The 13,794-nt window shown below is 60.7% G+C and carries 13 protein-coding genes and 1 pseudogene; 8 read left to right on the plus strand and 6 right to left on the minus strand.

Annotated elements, in window-relative coordinates:
- Positions 1 to 75: 75 nt before the first annotated feature.
- Positions 76 to 456 (minus strand): annotated as a pseudogene (locus ACWGXF_RS23720) (Bug family tripartite tricarboxylate transporter substrate binding protein); the annotation flags it as partial.
- Positions 457 to 567: 111 nt separating this feature from the next.
- On the opposite strand from ACWGXF_RS23720, the gene ACWGXF_RS23725 reads away from it, so the two are divergent.
- The gene (locus tag ACWGXF_RS23725) at positions 568 to 2,325 is read left to right on the plus strand and encodes an IlvD/Edd family dehydratase (protein WP_012839673.1); all 1,758 of its coding nucleotides are present in this window, start codon (positions 568 to 570) and stop codon (positions 2,323 to 2,325) included.
- A gap of 6 nt (positions 2,326 to 2,331) precedes the next feature.
- Positions 2,332 to 3,018, plus strand: coding sequence for a GntR family transcriptional regulator (locus ACWGXF_RS23730; RefSeq protein WP_256628495.1), 687 nt, complete (start codon positions 2,332 to 2,334; stop codon positions 3,016 to 3,018).
- A gap of 8 nt (positions 3,019 to 3,026) precedes the next feature.
- Here the strand turns inward: ACWGXF_RS23730 and ACWGXF_RS23735 are convergent, their stop codons facing one another.
- The 4 genes from ACWGXF_RS23735 to ACWGXF_RS23750 form a co-directional block, all read right to left on the minus strand.
- Entirely contained in the window at positions 3,027 to 3,842 is an 816-nt protein-coding gene (locus tag ACWGXF_RS23735) for a BKACE family enzyme (protein WP_256631277.1), read from the minus strand.
- A 12-nt stretch (positions 3,843 to 3,854) separates the two neighbouring features.
- On the minus strand, positions 3,855 to 4,760 hold the full coding sequence (locus tag ACWGXF_RS23740) for a 3-hydroxyacyl-CoA dehydrogenase family protein (protein WP_256628494.1): 906 nt from the start codon (positions 4,758 to 4,760) through the stop codon (positions 3,855 to 3,857).
- A 281-nt stretch (positions 4,761 to 5,041) separates the two neighbouring features.
- Positions 5,042 to 5,308 (minus strand): hypothetical protein, encoded by a 267-nt coding sequence (locus ACWGXF_RS23745; protein ID WP_256628493.1) that lies wholly within the window; start codon positions 5,306 to 5,308, stop codon positions 5,042 to 5,044.
- 70 nt (positions 5,309 to 5,378) lie between these two features.
- Positions 5,379 to 6,953 carry an MFS transporter gene (locus ACWGXF_RS23750; protein WP_452102555.1) on the minus strand — a complete coding sequence of 525 codons (1,575 nt, stop codon included), beginning with the start codon at positions 6,951 to 6,953 and terminating at the stop codon, positions 5,379 to 5,381.
- A gap of 127 nt (positions 6,954 to 7,080) precedes the next feature.
- Between ACWGXF_RS23750 and ACWGXF_RS23755 the strand changes: the two genes are divergently transcribed.
- Complete coding sequence (locus tag ACWGXF_RS23755; protein ID WP_256628491.1) at positions 7,081 to 8,025, plus strand: LysR family transcriptional regulator; 945 nt, start codon at positions 7,081 to 7,083, stop codon at positions 8,023 to 8,025.
- Positions 8,026 to 8,177: 152 nt separating this feature from the next.
- On the opposite strand, the gene ACWGXF_RS23760 is transcribed toward ACWGXF_RS23755, so the two are convergent.
- The gene (locus ACWGXF_RS23760; RefSeq protein WP_256628490.1) at positions 8,178 to 9,122 is read right to left on the minus strand and encodes a LysR family transcriptional regulator; all 945 of its coding nucleotides are present in this window, start codon (positions 9,120 to 9,122) and stop codon (positions 8,178 to 8,180) included.
- Positions 9,123 to 9,237: 115 nt separating this feature from the next.
- Here ACWGXF_RS23760 and ACWGXF_RS23765 point away from each other — a divergent pair, with 115 nt between their 5' ends.
- The 5 genes from ACWGXF_RS23765 to ACWGXF_RS23785 form a co-directional block, all read left to right on the plus strand.
- Positions 9,238 to 10,215, plus strand: a complete 978-nt coding sequence (locus tag ACWGXF_RS23765) for a Bug family tripartite tricarboxylate transporter substrate binding protein (protein ID WP_054074893.1) — start codon at positions 9,238 to 9,240, stop codon at positions 10,213 to 10,215.
- 2 nt (positions 10,216 to 10,217) lie between these two features.
- Positions 10,218 to 11,267, plus strand: a complete 1,050-nt coding sequence (locus ACWGXF_RS23770) for a 4-hydroxythreonine-4-phosphate dehydrogenase PdxA (protein ID WP_256628489.1) — start codon at positions 10,218 to 10,220, stop codon at positions 11,265 to 11,267.
- A gap of 60 nt (positions 11,268 to 11,327) precedes the next feature.
- A complete protein-coding gene (locus ACWGXF_RS23775) occupies positions 11,328 to 12,500 on the plus strand; it encodes an L-rhamnonate dehydratase (RefSeq protein ID WP_039050817.1) in 1,173 nt (390 codons plus the stop codon).
- A gap of 11 nt (positions 12,501 to 12,511) precedes the next feature.
- Complete coding sequence (locus ACWGXF_RS23780) at positions 12,512 to 13,441, plus strand: dihydrodipicolinate synthase family protein (RefSeq protein ID WP_256628488.1); 930 nt, start codon at positions 12,512 to 12,514, stop codon at positions 13,439 to 13,441.
- 114 nt (positions 13,442 to 13,555) lie between these two features.
- The coding region (locus tag ACWGXF_RS23785; protein ID WP_452102556.1) for an aldehyde dehydrogenase family protein at positions 13,556 to 13,794 on the plus strand (239 nt) is incomplete at its 3' end.

Consider the following 13,794-nt stretch of genomic DNA (forward strand, 5'->3'; position numbering starts at 1 on the left):
AGCCTTACGGCTCAAGCCAAAGGGTGGGTCAGTTTGAGATGGAAATGGCGGGTCAGTTTTGCGTGGAAATTAACACTTATGGATGTCAAAAGGAGTCGCAGCAGGCGTTAGCGCTGCATTGATGGTGTGGCTTGTGAATGCACCCATCAGCAAGGTGTAGCCATCGGCAGGTGATTTGGCGACTTGACCTGCACCAAGGCTACCGCCAGCTCCGGCGCGATTGTCGACGACGAACTGCTGCCCGAGTGCGTCTGAAAGCTGCTTGGCAAGAACGCGGCCGATGACATCGGTCGCTCCACCCGGCGCATAGGGAACTACCAGCCTCACGGGTTTGGTGGGGTAGTCAGTTTGCGCACAGGCTGCTCCCGATGCACCAGATGCGACGAGGGCGGTTGCAACCAGGTTAATGAGCTTGCGGCGGCGCATGGCCGGATTGGCGAGTTGTGTGGGTTTCATGAAGTCTCCTTTAGGGTTTTCAGGTATGCGCTTTCTTGTTTGAGCGCTCGATTTTTCTTTTAATCAATAATATTATTAATAATAAGTGCATCAACAATGGTTAACCCTCCCATGACGAACAAGCCAGACCAGCAAGCCACGATTCATCCGGAAGCCGCTTCGAGCGGCATTTCCAAAGGACTCACCAACTACGGTGATCGCGGTTTCTCTCTCTTTTTGCGCAAGGCCTTCATCAAGGGAGCGGGCTATACCGACAAGGCGCTGGACAGGCCTGTGATCGGTATCTCGAACACAGGCAGCTCCTACAACCCTTGTCACGGAAACATGCCGCAATTGATTGAGGCAGTGAAGCGCGGCATCCTGATGGCAGGTGGTCTGCCCATGGACTTCCCGACCATCTCGCTGCACGAGAGCTTTTCCCAGCCGACCAGCATGTACCTGCGCAACCTCATGTCCATGGACACGGAGGAGATGCTGCGAGCGCAACCCATGGATGCGGTCGTGCTGATCGGGGGGTGTGACAAGACGGTGCCGGCTCAGCTGATGGGTGCTGCTTCGGTCGGACTGCCGGCAGTGCAACTGGTGACCGGCTCCATGCTCACGGGATCGCATCGAAGCGAAAGAGTGGGTGCGTGCACCGATTGCCGGCGCTACTGGGGGAAATTCCGCGCCGAAGAAATTGATGCTGAGGAAATTTCCGACGTCAACAATCAGCTCGTCGCCAGCGTGGGTACCTGCTCGGTGGCGGGCACTGCCAGCACGATGGCCTGCATTGCAGAGGCTCTGGGGATTGGCATTCCTGGCAGTGCAACTCCTCCAGCGGTTACTGCCGACCGCATTCGAATTGCGGAGCGATCCGGTGAGGTGGCCGTGTACATGGCGCGTGCTGGACTGAGCATTGACAAGATTCTCACGCCTGCTGCCTTCGAAAATGCCATGCGGGTGCTGCTGGCCATGGGCGGCTCGACCAATGCCATCGTGCATCTGGCCGCGATCGCGGGTCGCCTGGGCTACGAGCTGGATCTCAAGGCTTTGGACGTCATGAGCCGCAATACTCCCGTGTTGCTCGATCTCAAGCCTTCCGGCGACCACTACATGGAGGACTTTCATGCAGCCGGCGGCATGCATACCCTGCTTCGAGAGCTCAAGCCCCTGCTGCACCTGGATGCTCTGACCGTGACGGGGCGCACCCTGGGCGAGGAGCTGGAGGCGGCCGGCCCAGGCTTCAAGCAGCATGTGGTCAAGACTTTGGATGCCCCTTTGTATCCACAGGGAGGCATTGCCGTGCTGCACGGCAATCTTGCCCCGGCAGGCGCCATCATCAAGCAGTCCGCAGCCAACCCCGAGCTGATGGAGCATGAGGGCCGTGCCGTTGTCTTCGAGAATGCGGAGGATCTGGCTGCGCGTATCGACTCGCCCGAGCTTGATGTGCGGGCCGAGGATGTGCTGGTGCTCAAGAATATCGGCCCCAAAGCAGCGGCGATGCCGGAAGCGGGTTACCTGCCCATTCCCAAGAAACTCGCCGCTCAAGGCGTGAAAGACATGGTGCGTGTCTCCGATGGTCGTATGAGCGGCACCGCTTTCGGCACCATCGTCTTGCATGTGACGCCAGAGGCAGCGATTGGCGGCCCCTTGGCCTGGGTGCAAACCGGAGACAGAATTCGCCTGTCGGTGCGCGAGCGCTGTATTGAATGGCTGGTCAGTGAGGAAGAGCTGGCTATGCGTCAGAATGCCAAGCCTGTTCAAGTTCCTGTGGCAGAGCGTGGTTACGCGCATCTGTTCAAGAAAACTGTTTTGCAGGCTGATCGTGGCGCAGACTTTGATTTCTTGACCGCGACGCAGCGCAAGGGTTCGATTCCAAGGAGTTAAGTTCATATGCCGACGGGCGCTTTTGCCAAGGAGCGCCGTCCATCCGAGGACGGTGTATCCGTGATTGCCGCGACATTGGAGGAAGACATTGTTCTGGGCCTCTTGGCTCCCAGAGTGCGTCTTGTCGAAGATGATCTGATGGAACGGTTCGCAGCCAAACGCCATGTGGTGCGAGACGCTTTGGCTCAGCTGGAAAGTGCTGGCCTGCTTGAGCGCAGGCGCAATATTGGCTCCATGGTGAAGGCTTTCAGCAGAGATGAAGTCATTCATCTCTACGAAATGAGAGAGCTGCTCGAGCTGGAGGCGATGCGCAGAATTGCGCTGCCTCTGGACCGTGATGCCCTGGAGCAGCTCAAGCGCATTCAGACCGGGCATGACGCAGCTATCCTGCAACAGGACCCGCGCGGCATTTTTCGGACCAACCAGGAGTTTCATCGGCTTTTGTTTGCTCAATGCGGCAATGTTTTTCTGTCGCAATCCATCGAAGACTTCGCGCGCCAAACGCATGCAATTCGATTTGGAACGCTGATGAACAGAGAGCGTCAGCTGCAATCCCAAAAGGAGCATCACGAGCTGCTGGCGGTGCTGGCGCAGGGGGAGGGGTCGAGGGAGCGCCTGATCCGCCTGACGGCAGAGCATCTTGTGCCTCCAAGAGATCACTACTTGAAGACACAAGAGGCGCTACTGCCTTGAAGTGCTGATCAGTTCAGGAACATGTCTCGAATATCGTGAGCAGTGGCCAGAGGGCGGCCCAGCGCTGCGGCCCCCTGGCAAACCTGGGCGACCAAGGCTGCATTGCTTGCTGCCGGCTCGCCGCTCTTCAGGAACAGGTTGTTCTCGAAGCCGACGCGCGCATGGCCTCCAAGACTTGCAGCAGCCATCGCGCATGCATTTTCCTGAGGGCCGAAGGCGCACATCGCCCATGGATGGGCATCGTCATGGGCATTCAGGAATGGCAGCAGATCGATGGGCGAAGAGGTCTGGCCCGCCGAGTAGCGGCCCAGTACAAACAGCAGAAACCATTTGTTTTCCGGGATGACGCCACTTGCAAGCAGGCGCTGCCAGGTCTGCACGTCCGCCACGTCATACAGGATGATCTGGGTCATCACATTGCTCTGCTTGAGCCATGTGAAGAAGGACCGGATATCCGCTTCGGGAACTTCAGGTTTGAGTATTTCGCGCAAGCCGACAGAGATCGCTTCCGGAGCCGTTTCGCGTGCGACCCGCATCTGCTCGTATGGCTGGTAGACCTGTGCTGCTTCGGTGGTGACCTGAACCACCAGTTCCTGGCCCACTGCTTTGCGCACTGCAGCAGTGGCTTCAATGTAGGCGCTGGCATCGAGCAAATGCTTGCCGTCAGGCTTGCGTACATGCATATGAATCATGGACGCACCGGAGTCCAGGCATTCCTTGGCGGTCTGTGCCAGATCGGCGGCAGTCAATGGAACCTCAGGGTGCTGCTCCCTGGTCTTGTAGGCTCCGTTGGGGGCAACGGTGATGATCAGAGGTGTATTCATCATGCGCTCCTCTTATTGCTCGGCAGCGTCGCCCACGGAAGGCAATTCGCTCTTGAGAAGCTCCAGACCTGCCAGCAGCGTCTTCTGGTAGCGCTGTTTCTCTTGCGCAATGCTCTCTGGAGTCCACTTGAAAAAACCTTCTCCGGACTTCATGCCGAATTTGCCCTCAGCCACTCTTTGCGAAAGGCATGGGCTTGGCTCCTTGTTGGCCGCCAGCGATGGATACATCGTTGCTCCAGCGGCGCAGTGGACTTCCAGACCTGCATGGTCGCGCTGAAGCACGGGGCCCGCTGCAAGAAAGCGAAAGCCGAAGCCAAAGCGCACGGCTGCATCCACGTCTTCGGCTGATGCAATGCCAGCTTCAATCAGTGCAAAAGCTTCGCGAGCCAGCGCGTGCTGAAGACGATTCGCCAAAAAGCCTGGCAAATCCTTCTTGACCAGCACCGGCACCATGCCGCACTGGCGCATGAAAGCATGAAGGTTCTCTGCACATTCCATGTGGGATGCCTCGCCGCACACCACTTCGACAAGAGGCGTCAGGTGTGCAGGCATGAAGAAGTGCAGACCCAGCATGCGTTCCTGCGTTGCCAGGCCTTCTGCAATGGCCGTAATGGGGAAGCTAGAGCTGTTGCTGGCCAGCAATGCATTCTTGCGGGCGCGCTGCTCGAGTTGCTTGAAAAGCGCTTGCTTGATGTCCAGGCGCTCCGGGATGCATTCGATCACAAGATCCACAGAGCTCCAGTCGAGGTCGTCCAATGACGAGACGACGGACAGGTGGGCAAGCTGCTGCCCCGCATCCAGTTGGGTCAAGCCGTGATGGACCAGTCCAGGGACATTGGCAGCACGGTCTGGATTGGACTCGACAACAGTCGTTTTGCAAGCTCCTCGGCAAAGGACGACCGCGACATCGGCTCCCATAGTCCCGCCGCCAATAACAACAGCATGTGAACGCGAGGGGCGGAAAAAGTGCCCAGGCGCACTGAAAATTTTTTGCTCCAACAGATGTCTCCAAGTTCTATGAGTCTTGGAGGAAGTCTGGATGGTTTCGATAAATTTGTTAAACAAATTTATTGGGATAAATATCCTGATTTTTAAATATATTGCGATGTGCCTCTTTTATCTGTGAAGAGCCACCGACACGATTCAGCAAATCGCAGGTGGTGCCAAAGTACGGCAGTCTTTGATCGACTTGGAGCGTGTCATGAATTTGCCACGGCAACGCATTGGGCCGCTATGCCGCACACTGGCACCACCGTGGACGCTACCCTGAGTGCTGCACTGGCATTCACCAGGAATAGAAACAGGTGCATGGTGAAGAGATGCACCAGAGCGGGAGAGGCAACCAGTGGTGCTTCGGCATGGATGCTGATTCTGGCCTGGTGCGCACAGCAGGTGACACGGTTGCCAATGTCTGTGAGGTTGTCGAGGCCTGCCGCTTGCTGCCCAGGCAGGAAATCGATATCCATGGCAAGGCAGGCAACCAAGTTGCAGATCAGCGAGCAGATTCTTGCCTATCGGCTTGGACCGCCATACAAGTCACCGTGCTGCCCTGCGCCCCGAAAAGATCACAAAGCTGCCCAGTGCCAGCAGCCACACGGCGATGGCCGCATAGAGCATTACGCCGCCAAAGCTGTGCACCAATGCCTCGCGGGCAATGTCTGTCAGTGCCTGTGGCGAAGTGACGGCGCCAGCGCCTGCCTGTTGGGCGTACAGGGCTTGCAGGTTGCCAGAGGCAATGCCGTTGGCCATCTCGCGCAGCGCTGCAGCATCGACAGGGTCGCGCAATGCGGTTTGCAGGTGCTGCTGTACGCCATGCGCCAGCAGGAAACCCATCAGCGCGATATTGATCGACAGCGTAATCATGCGGGCACTCATGTCGATGCCGGACGCCATACCGGCGCGTGTGCTGGAGACCGCTGCCGTGGTGGTATTTGTCACCGGGGTGTTGGTGATACCCAGCCCTGCACCGGCAATCATGCAGCCCGGCAGCACGTAAAGCCAGTGGCTGTGGGCGAGCTGGCTGCCAGCGAGCATCAGCATGAATCCAAGGCCGATGGCGAATAACCCCAGCGGAATGGCGATACGCGGGCCATAGCGCATGGCGATGCGTTCTCCAACTATCGGGAACACCAGCGTGGGAAGGGTGTAGGCTAGCAGCGAGACGCCGGCGGCCGTGACATCCTGACCTAGCGCACTTTGAAAATAGATGGGCAGGTAGATGATGAACGCCCAGAAGCTGAAGTTCATGCCCATGGAGCCCATCAGCGCGCCGGAGAAATTGCGCACCCGAAAGACGGAGAAGTCGAACATGGGATGCTGGGCACGCAGTTCCACCCACACAAAGGTTGAAAAACTCAGCAGACCCACAGCCATGGCGGCCAGCGCAGACAGGCTGCCAAAACCGGTATCGGAGCCCTGCGTCACAAAGAAGGCCAGGCCGAACACCGCGAGGGACAGCGTGACGATGCCCGCGAGATCCAGCGCGCCGGCCTTTGGGTCATGCGATTCCTGCACGGCGATGGCGGCCAGAAAGAAGGTCAGCGTGGCAATCAGCACGTGTACCCAGAATACCCAGCGCCAGTCCGATAGGGCGACGATCATGCCGCCAATCAGCGGGCCAAAGCCCAAGCCTATGCCGAGCATGACTCCCCAGGTGCTGAAGGCGCGGCTGCGCTCGGCGCCTTGGGGAAATTGATGCGAGAGGACGGCTACCAGGCAGATCAGCATGGCGCCGCCGCTGGCCCCCTGGAACACGCGGCTGGCAATCAGCATCGGTGTGTTCCATGCCAGGCCGCACAGCAGCGATGAAAACGCAAAGAGGGCTATGGAGATCAGAAAGATCCGCTTGCGGCCAAACCGGTCCGCCAGTGTCCCGGTGGCCATGAGCACCGAGACGCAGGCGATGGTGTAGGCATTCATGATCCACTGAATGTCTTTGAAGTCACTGTGCAGAACGGACTCCAGCGTGGGCAAGATGACAGGCACGCTGGATATTTCAAGGCTGAACATCAGTGCGGCCAGACAGACCGACAGCAGCGCAATGCGATTGAGCCGGGTCGGTGCCGGCTCCAGGCTGCTGGTGTTCAAGAGATCAACATTATTCGAGGACATGGTTGCGCACTCCAGAAAAGGGAGACAGCGTTCTGGCGCAGAACGTTCAACGCAAGTCTATGGGAATAAAATTCTTAAATTTACGCGTTGATTTCCCATCATTGGGGAGTTGAAGGATCCAATCGACATGACTGTGCAAGACCCTCTGGAAGGAGTCTCCACCTTTGTGCAGGTGGTGGAAGCGGGCGGCTTCACTGCTGCTGCCAAGCGGCTTGGCGTGACGCGCTCTGCCGTGGGCAAGGCCGTTGCCAGGCTGGAGGCGCGTCTGGGCTCGAGGCTACTGCAGCGCAATACGCGTACCCAGACCCTGACTGCGGAAGGACAGATCTACTACGAGCGCTGCACCCGTGCACTCAAGGAGCTGGATGCAGCCGAGGCGGATCTGGACAGTGGCCGCATGGAGCCCATCGGCCGCCTGCGGGTCAGCGTGCCAGAAGGCTTTGGGCAGCTGTGCGTGGCGCCAATACTGCTGAATCTGACGCGTCTGTATCCGCAGCTGAGCATCGATCTGTCGTTTGGCGACCGTACAGTCGATCTGATCGAGGAGGGGTTTGACCTGGCCATACGCATAGGCCCGCTGCAAGACAGCGGCACCTTGTCTGCGCGCCTGCTGGGCACACAGCACATCAGCGTCGGAGCTTCCCCGGCCTATCTGGCACGCCACGGCACGCCTAGCAAACTGGAAGAGCTCGATGGTCATGCGGTCATCGGTTACTCGCACTCGGGTGTTGTCGCCCCGTGGAATGTTTCGCCAGTTGCTGGGCGAGGTGGCAGCTCGGACTACCGCCTGCAGGTGCACACCCAGATCAGCATGGACGATATACAGGCCATTGCCGCTGCTGCTGTGGCGGGCTATGGCATTGCCTGGGTCCCTTGTTGGCTGCTGAGCAGCTATGCCAAGCGTGGCGAGCTGGTACACATCTTGCCCGCTTATCGAGCCCGCTCTTACGAGATCCATGCACTCTGGCCACAGGCACGGCAATTGCGTTGCAAGTTGCGGGTGGCCATTGATGCGCTGGTGGCCGAGATTCCTGCTTTGCTAAATCCCGAGGATGCGGTCCATTCTCGGTAAGGTTTGTGCGTTTCCACCACCGTGGAATGCCCGAGCTTGAGGCTCAAGGCATTGGGAAAAGTGGAGGTGGACGGTTTTTAGCACTCCGGGCTAAATTCTGACTGGCCCGATCAGTGCGCAAAAATCGACTTTGAGCGAACGGTCGACGCTGTTTAGGCAACCGTACGTTGATGGTGCAGCAGATCCAGGAACATCTGTGCCGATCGGCTGATAGGCCTATCCTTGCGTACCAGGCTGCCATAAGCCTCCAGGCTGCGCCTTGTCTGATACGGCAGGATATGCAGCATGCCGTGGGCGGCATGAAGGTCCGCCACCGTACGCGGAATCACGCCCACCATGTTCGAGCTTCGCACCAGGTTGATGGTGGTGAGTATGGAGCCGGTTTCGATCAGGCCGCGTGGCAGCGGCAGACTGTGCTCGCGGAATTCCTGCTCTATCAAGCTGCGCATGGGGCTGCCAGGCGGCTGCATGACCCAACCATACCCTTGCAAAGCCTGCAGGGCGGGGCGCTGCAGCGACAGCAGAGGATGTCCCTCGCACACGATGAAGGCCAGTTGCTCGTCATCGATGGCGCGAAAGCTGCAATCGCTGCCGGCTTCATTGGTCATGCGCCCGACGACAACCTCCAGCACCCCTTCACGCAACTGGGCCAGCAAGCGATCACTGGTATCCACGGCCACTTCCAGCTCCAGCAGGGGCAGCTGCTTTTTCAGCTCCAGCAAGGCCTGGGTGAGCCGCCCGGGCGATGCGGCCATGATGCTGCCCACGGCCAGCCGTCCCGAGCTTCCCTGGCGCAGCTCACCCAGTTCACGATTCAGGGCCTCGATATTGCCGCGCAGCGAACGGAAATATTCCAGCACCCGCTCTCCGGCTGCATTGCGCTGCAGCCGCCGGCCCACGCGCTCGAACAGGGGCTGACCCAGGGCGTCTTCGAGCTCCTGCAGCATCTTGGTGGCGGCAGGCTGGGTCAGGCCGAGCTCGGCCGCTGCCGCGCGCAAGGTCTGGCGCTCGTCGATGGCCAGTATCAAGGCCACCTGGCGCATGCGCAGCCGGTTCAGCAACTGTGGCGTGTTGTCGCGTTTGTCGATCGATCCCATGGCATGGCTTCTTATTGCTTCAGGTTATCGATTAATCAATAACTTTCAATTTACGCATATCAGCGCCTTCCCTAGCATCGGGCTGCGATGAAATAAAAAAGCCAAGGAGACAAATGTGCAAAGACGTCATCTACTTTCCATAGCCGCTGTGTGCGGCGCCGCCGTGCTGCCCTGGCAGGCCCAGGCCCAGGACTCTGCGAACTGGCCCGTCAAGCCCGTGCGCATGCTGGTGGGGTCAGCGCCCGGAGGCGGCACCGATGCCATGGCCCGCGCCGTGGCCGACAGGCTGGGGCCGCTGCTCAAGCAGCCGGTGATCGTGGAGAACCGGCCCGGCGTCTCCAACACGCTGGCCGTAGACATGACGGCCAAGTCCACGGACGGCCACACCATGGTCATGGGCGTGGTCACAGCCCATGCCATCGCACCGCATCTGCTCAAACTCGGCTATGACAACAACCGGGACCTGGTTCCCGTGGCCTTTGTCGGCTCCGTGCCCAATGTGCTGGTGGTGGGCAACTCCGTTGCCGCCAACACGGTGGCGGAGCTGGTGGCCATGGCCAGGAAGAATCCCAATCAGATCAATTTCGCCAGCAGTGGAACGGGCAGCACCCAGCATATCGCTGCCGAGGTGTTCAAGGATGCCGCAGGCATTCAGATCACCCATGTACCCTACAAGGGCAGCGCCGCGGCCCTGGTCGATCTGGTCAGCGGCCAGGTGCAGATGAGCTTCGACACCATGCCCTCGGTCATAGGCCAGATCAAGGCCGGCAAGCTGCGTGCTCTGGCGGTCACTTCGCTCCAGCGCAACCCTCAGCTGCCCCAGGTGCCGACCATGGCCGAAGCGGGTCTGCGCGACGTGGAAATCAGCGCCTGGTACGGCATCTACATGCCCGCCTCCACGCCCAAGGCGGTTCAGCAGAAAGTGCATGACGAGGTCAACAAGGTCATCTCCATGCCCGAGACCAAGACCCGCCTCGAAGCCGTGGGTGCCGAGCTGCGGCCCATGCCCCAGGCCGACTTCGGCAGTTTTCACCTCGCCGAGTACAAGCGCTTCGGCGACATCATTCGCAAGAACAACATCAAGCTGGACTGAGCATGAGCAAGGCTTCTCTTCCCGTTGTCGCCCTGACCCTGGGCGATCCTTCCGGCATCGGCGCCGAACTGATTGCGCGTTTGCTGGCCAGGCCGCAGGCCACGCAGCAGGCGAACCTGGTGCTGATCGGCGATCCCTGGCTCTGGGAGCAAGGCCAGCGCATCGCCGGACTGCAGGTTGCAACGGTTCCGCTGGCCGGCCTGTCCGCTGCGCGCGAGCGTGCCGATACGCGGCTGCCGGCCTTTGTGGCCGTGGACACCGTCGCCCAGGCCGATGTGGTGCCGGGGCAGGTGGGGGCGGCGGGCGGCCGCTCGGTGCTGCAGGTGCTAGACCAATGCATGGATGCGGCCCTGGCCGGCGATATCGATGCCATCTGCTTTGCGCCCTTGAACAAGCAGGCCATGAAGCTGGGCGGTCTGCGCCACGAGGACGAGCTGCACCACTTTGCCGAGTACCTGGGCGTGACCGGCTACTTCTGCGAGTTCAACACGCTGGGTGATCTCTGGACCTCGCGTATTTCCTCGCATGTACCCCTCAAGGATGTGGCCAGCTACCTGAGCGTGGAGCGCATCAGCCAGGCGGCCGAGCTGATCTACAAGGCCTTGCGCGCCAGCGGCCTGGCTGCTCCCAAGGTGGCGATTGCCGGATTCAACCCGCACAACGGCGACGGCGGCACCTGCGGCCGCGAGGAAATCGACATCATCGCGCCCGCAGTCCAGGCCCTGCAGGCGCGCGACTGGCCCAGCGATGCGCCGTTCCACGGCCCGTTTCCGGCCGACACCATCTTCCTCAAGGCCCAGGCCGGCGAGTACCAGGCCATCGTGACCATGTACCACGACCAGGGCCAGATAGCGATCAAGCTGATGGGCTTCTCGCGCGGGGTGACGGTGCAGGGCGGCCTGCCGATTCCCATCACCACGCCGGCCCATGGCACGGCCTACGACATCGCAGGCCAGGGCAAGGCCAATGTGGAAGCCACCTGGCAGGCGCTGCAGATCGCCGCACGCATGGGGGCCGCCCACCGCGATCGCCAGGCCGCCCCAGCCGTCTGAGCCCGTTTTCCGGGCGGCTTGGGCCGCCTGTCCCACTCACTCTTTTCTTTCGAGGTCTGTATGAAGATCAAGTCCGTCCGCGCCCGTGTCTATGAATGGAAGGGCAAGACCGTTCCGCCCCAGGGCAACTTCTGCTCCAACGCCATGGATCTGGTGTACTCCAACACCGAGTCCATGAGTACCTTCCGCTTTCATTCGTGGACCGTGGTCGAGATCGAAACCGATGACGGCATCATCGGCCTGGGCAACGTGGCCCTGGCGCCCAAGATCGCCAAGGCCATCATCGACGAGTACCTGGCGCCCCTGGTCATCGGTCAGGACCCCTGGGACTACGAATACCTGTGGCAGCGCATGTACCGTGCCACCCATGCCTGGGGCCGCAAGGGCGTGACCATGGCCGCCATCTCGGCCGTTGACCTGGCCATCTGGGACATCCTGGGCAAGAGCGTGAACAAGCCCGTGTTCAAGCTGCTGGGCGGGCGCACCAAGGAAAAGATTCCTTGCTATTACAGCAAGCTCTACCGCACCGACCTCAAAGAGATGCAGGCGGAAGCCCAGAAATTCCTGGATCAGGGCTTCAAGGCCTTCAAGATGCGCTTCGGCTACGGGCCCGCCCACCTGCAGGAGGGTGTAAAGGAGAACCTCAAGTCCGTCGAGGCCATCCGTGAAGTGATCGGCTACGACACCGACCTGATGCTGGAGTGCTATATGGGCTGGAACCTGGAGTACGCCAAGCGAATGCTGCCCAAGCTCGCCAGGTTCGAGCCGCGCTGGCTGGAAGAGCCCGTGATCGCCGACGACATCGACGGCTACGCCGAGCTGAACGCCATGAACATCATCCCCATCTCGGGCGGCGAGCACGAGTTTTCGCTCTACGGCTTCAAGCAGCTGCTGGACAGGAAGGCCGTCTCCGTCGTGCAGTACGACACCAACCGTGTGGGCGGCATCACGGCGGCGCACAAGATCAACGCCCTGTGTGAGGCCTATTCCGTGCCTGTGATCCCGCATGCCGGCCAGATGCACAACTACCACCTGACCATGAGCACGCTGGCCTCGCCCATGGCCGAGTACTTCCCCATCTTCGATGTGGAAGTGGGCAACGAGCTGTTCTGGTACATCTTCGACGGCGAACCGGTGGCCGACAACGGCTTTTTGCAGCTGCGCGACGACGTGCCGGGCCTGGGCCTCACGCTCAAGACCGAGTACCTCGACCAGTTCCACATCATCGAGTAAGGAGCCGCAGCATGCCCGGACTCTCCAATCCCCGTTACCGGGGCATCTTCCCCGTCGTGCCCACCACCTTCCACGAGGACGGCAGGCTGGACCTCGCCAGCCAGAAGCGCTGCCTGGACTTCATGATCGACTCGGGCGTCGACGGCCTGTGCATCCTGGCCAACTTCTCCGAGCAGTTCCTGGTCTCGGACGAGGAGCGCGAAACCCTCACGCGCACGGCACTGGAGCATGTGGCCGGCCGTGTGCCCGTGATCGTAACCGCCACGCACACCAGTACCAAGATCTGCGCCGAACGCAGCCGCCGCGCACAGGACATGGGCGCGGCCATGGTGATGGTGATGCCGCCCTACCACGGCGCTACCTTCCGCTTTGGCGAAGCCCAGGTGCAAGCCTTCTACCAGGGCGTGTCCGATGCCATCGACATTCCCATCATGGTCCAGGACGCACCCGCGGCCGGCACGCCGCTGTCGCCCGCCTTTCTGGCCCGCATGGCGCGCGAGATAGCGCAGGTCAGCTACTTCAAGATGGAAACCGCCGGTGCGGCGGGCAAGCTGCGCGAGCTGATCGCACTGGGCGGCGAAGCCATCGAAGGCCCGTGGGACGGCGAGGAAGCCATCACCCTGCTGGCCGACCTGGAGGCCGGCGCGACAGGCGCCATGACCGGCGGCGGCTTCGCCGATGGCATCCGCCCCATCATCGAGGCGCACCGCGCTGGCGACAAGGACAAGGCCTTTGCCGAGTACCAGCGCTGGCTGCCGCTGATCAACCACGAGAACCGCCAGGCCGGTTTTCTGGCCGCCAAGGCGCTGATGAAGGAAGGCGGCGTGATCGCCTGCGATGCGCCGCGCTCGCCCTGGCCGCCCATGCACCCCGAGGTGCGCCGCCAGCTCATCGACATCGCACGCCGGCTGGATCCGCTGGTGCTGCGCTGGGCCCGTTGAGTCGACTATGAATACAGGAGCTGGTTACGCTTTTTGATTCAGGAATTCAGATGCTTTTCATGCTGAGATCTATGAATAACAGGCGCAACAAGCTCCTCTATCAAGAGCATATCCATGACCCCACATCTCAACCTGATCAACGGCCAGTGGACGGCTGCTGACAGTTATTGCCCCAACACCAATCCCAGCGATCTGTCCGATCTGATCGGCGCGTACGCCCAGGGTGGTGCATCCGATGTGCAGGCCGCCGTGGCTGCTGCCGCTGCCGCGTTTCCTGCCTGGTCCACCTCGGGCATACAGGCGCGCTCCGACGCCCTGGACAAGATAGGCACGGAGATCCTGGCGCGCAAGGC

Source organism: Comamonas sp. HJ-2 (assembly GCF_053615495.1).

What these genes read in the sequence shown, in the direction of transcription:
- ACWGXF_RS23725 (WP_012839673.1), top strand. Translation starts at nt 568, where the DNA reads ATGACGAACAAGCCAGACCAGCAAGCCACGATTCATCCGGAAGCCGCT.
- ACWGXF_RS23730 (WP_256628495.1), top strand. Translation starts at nt 2,332, where the DNA reads ATGCCGACGGGCGCTTTTGCCAAGGAGCGCCGTCCATCCGAGGACGGT.
- ACWGXF_RS23735 (WP_256631277.1), bottom strand. Translation starts at nt 3,842, where the DNA reads ATGAATACACCTCTGATCATCACCGTTGCCCCCAACGGAGCCTACAAG.
- ACWGXF_RS23740 (WP_256628494.1), bottom strand. Translation starts at nt 4,760, where the DNA reads ATGGGAGCCGATGTCGCGGTCGTCCTTTGCCGAGGAGCTTGCAAAACG.
- ACWGXF_RS23745 (WP_256628493.1), bottom strand. Translation starts at nt 5,308, where the DNA reads ATGGATATCGATTTCCTGCCTGGGCAGCAAGCGGCAGGCCTCGACAAC.
- ACWGXF_RS23750 (WP_452102555.1), bottom strand. Translation starts at nt 6,953, where the DNA reads ATGTCCTCGAATAATGTTGATCTCTTGAACACCAGCAGCCTGGAGCCG.
- ACWGXF_RS23755 (WP_256628491.1), top strand. Translation starts at nt 7,081, where the DNA reads ATGACTGTGCAAGACCCTCTGGAAGGAGTCTCCACCTTTGTGCAGGTG.
- ACWGXF_RS23760 (WP_256628490.1), bottom strand. Translation starts at nt 9,122, where the DNA reads ATGGGATCGATCGACAAACGCGACAACACGCCACAGTTGCTGAACCGG.
- ACWGXF_RS23770 (WP_256628489.1), top strand. Translation starts at nt 10,218, where the DNA reads ATGAGCAAGGCTTCTCTTCCCGTTGTCGCCCTGACCCTGGGCGATCCT.
- ACWGXF_RS23775 (WP_039050817.1), top strand. Translation starts at nt 11,328, where the DNA reads ATGAAGATCAAGTCCGTCCGCGCCCGTGTCTATGAATGGAAGGGCAAG.
- ACWGXF_RS23780 (WP_256628488.1), top strand. Translation starts at nt 12,512, where the DNA reads ATGCCCGGACTCTCCAATCCCCGTTACCGGGGCATCTTCCCCGTCGTG.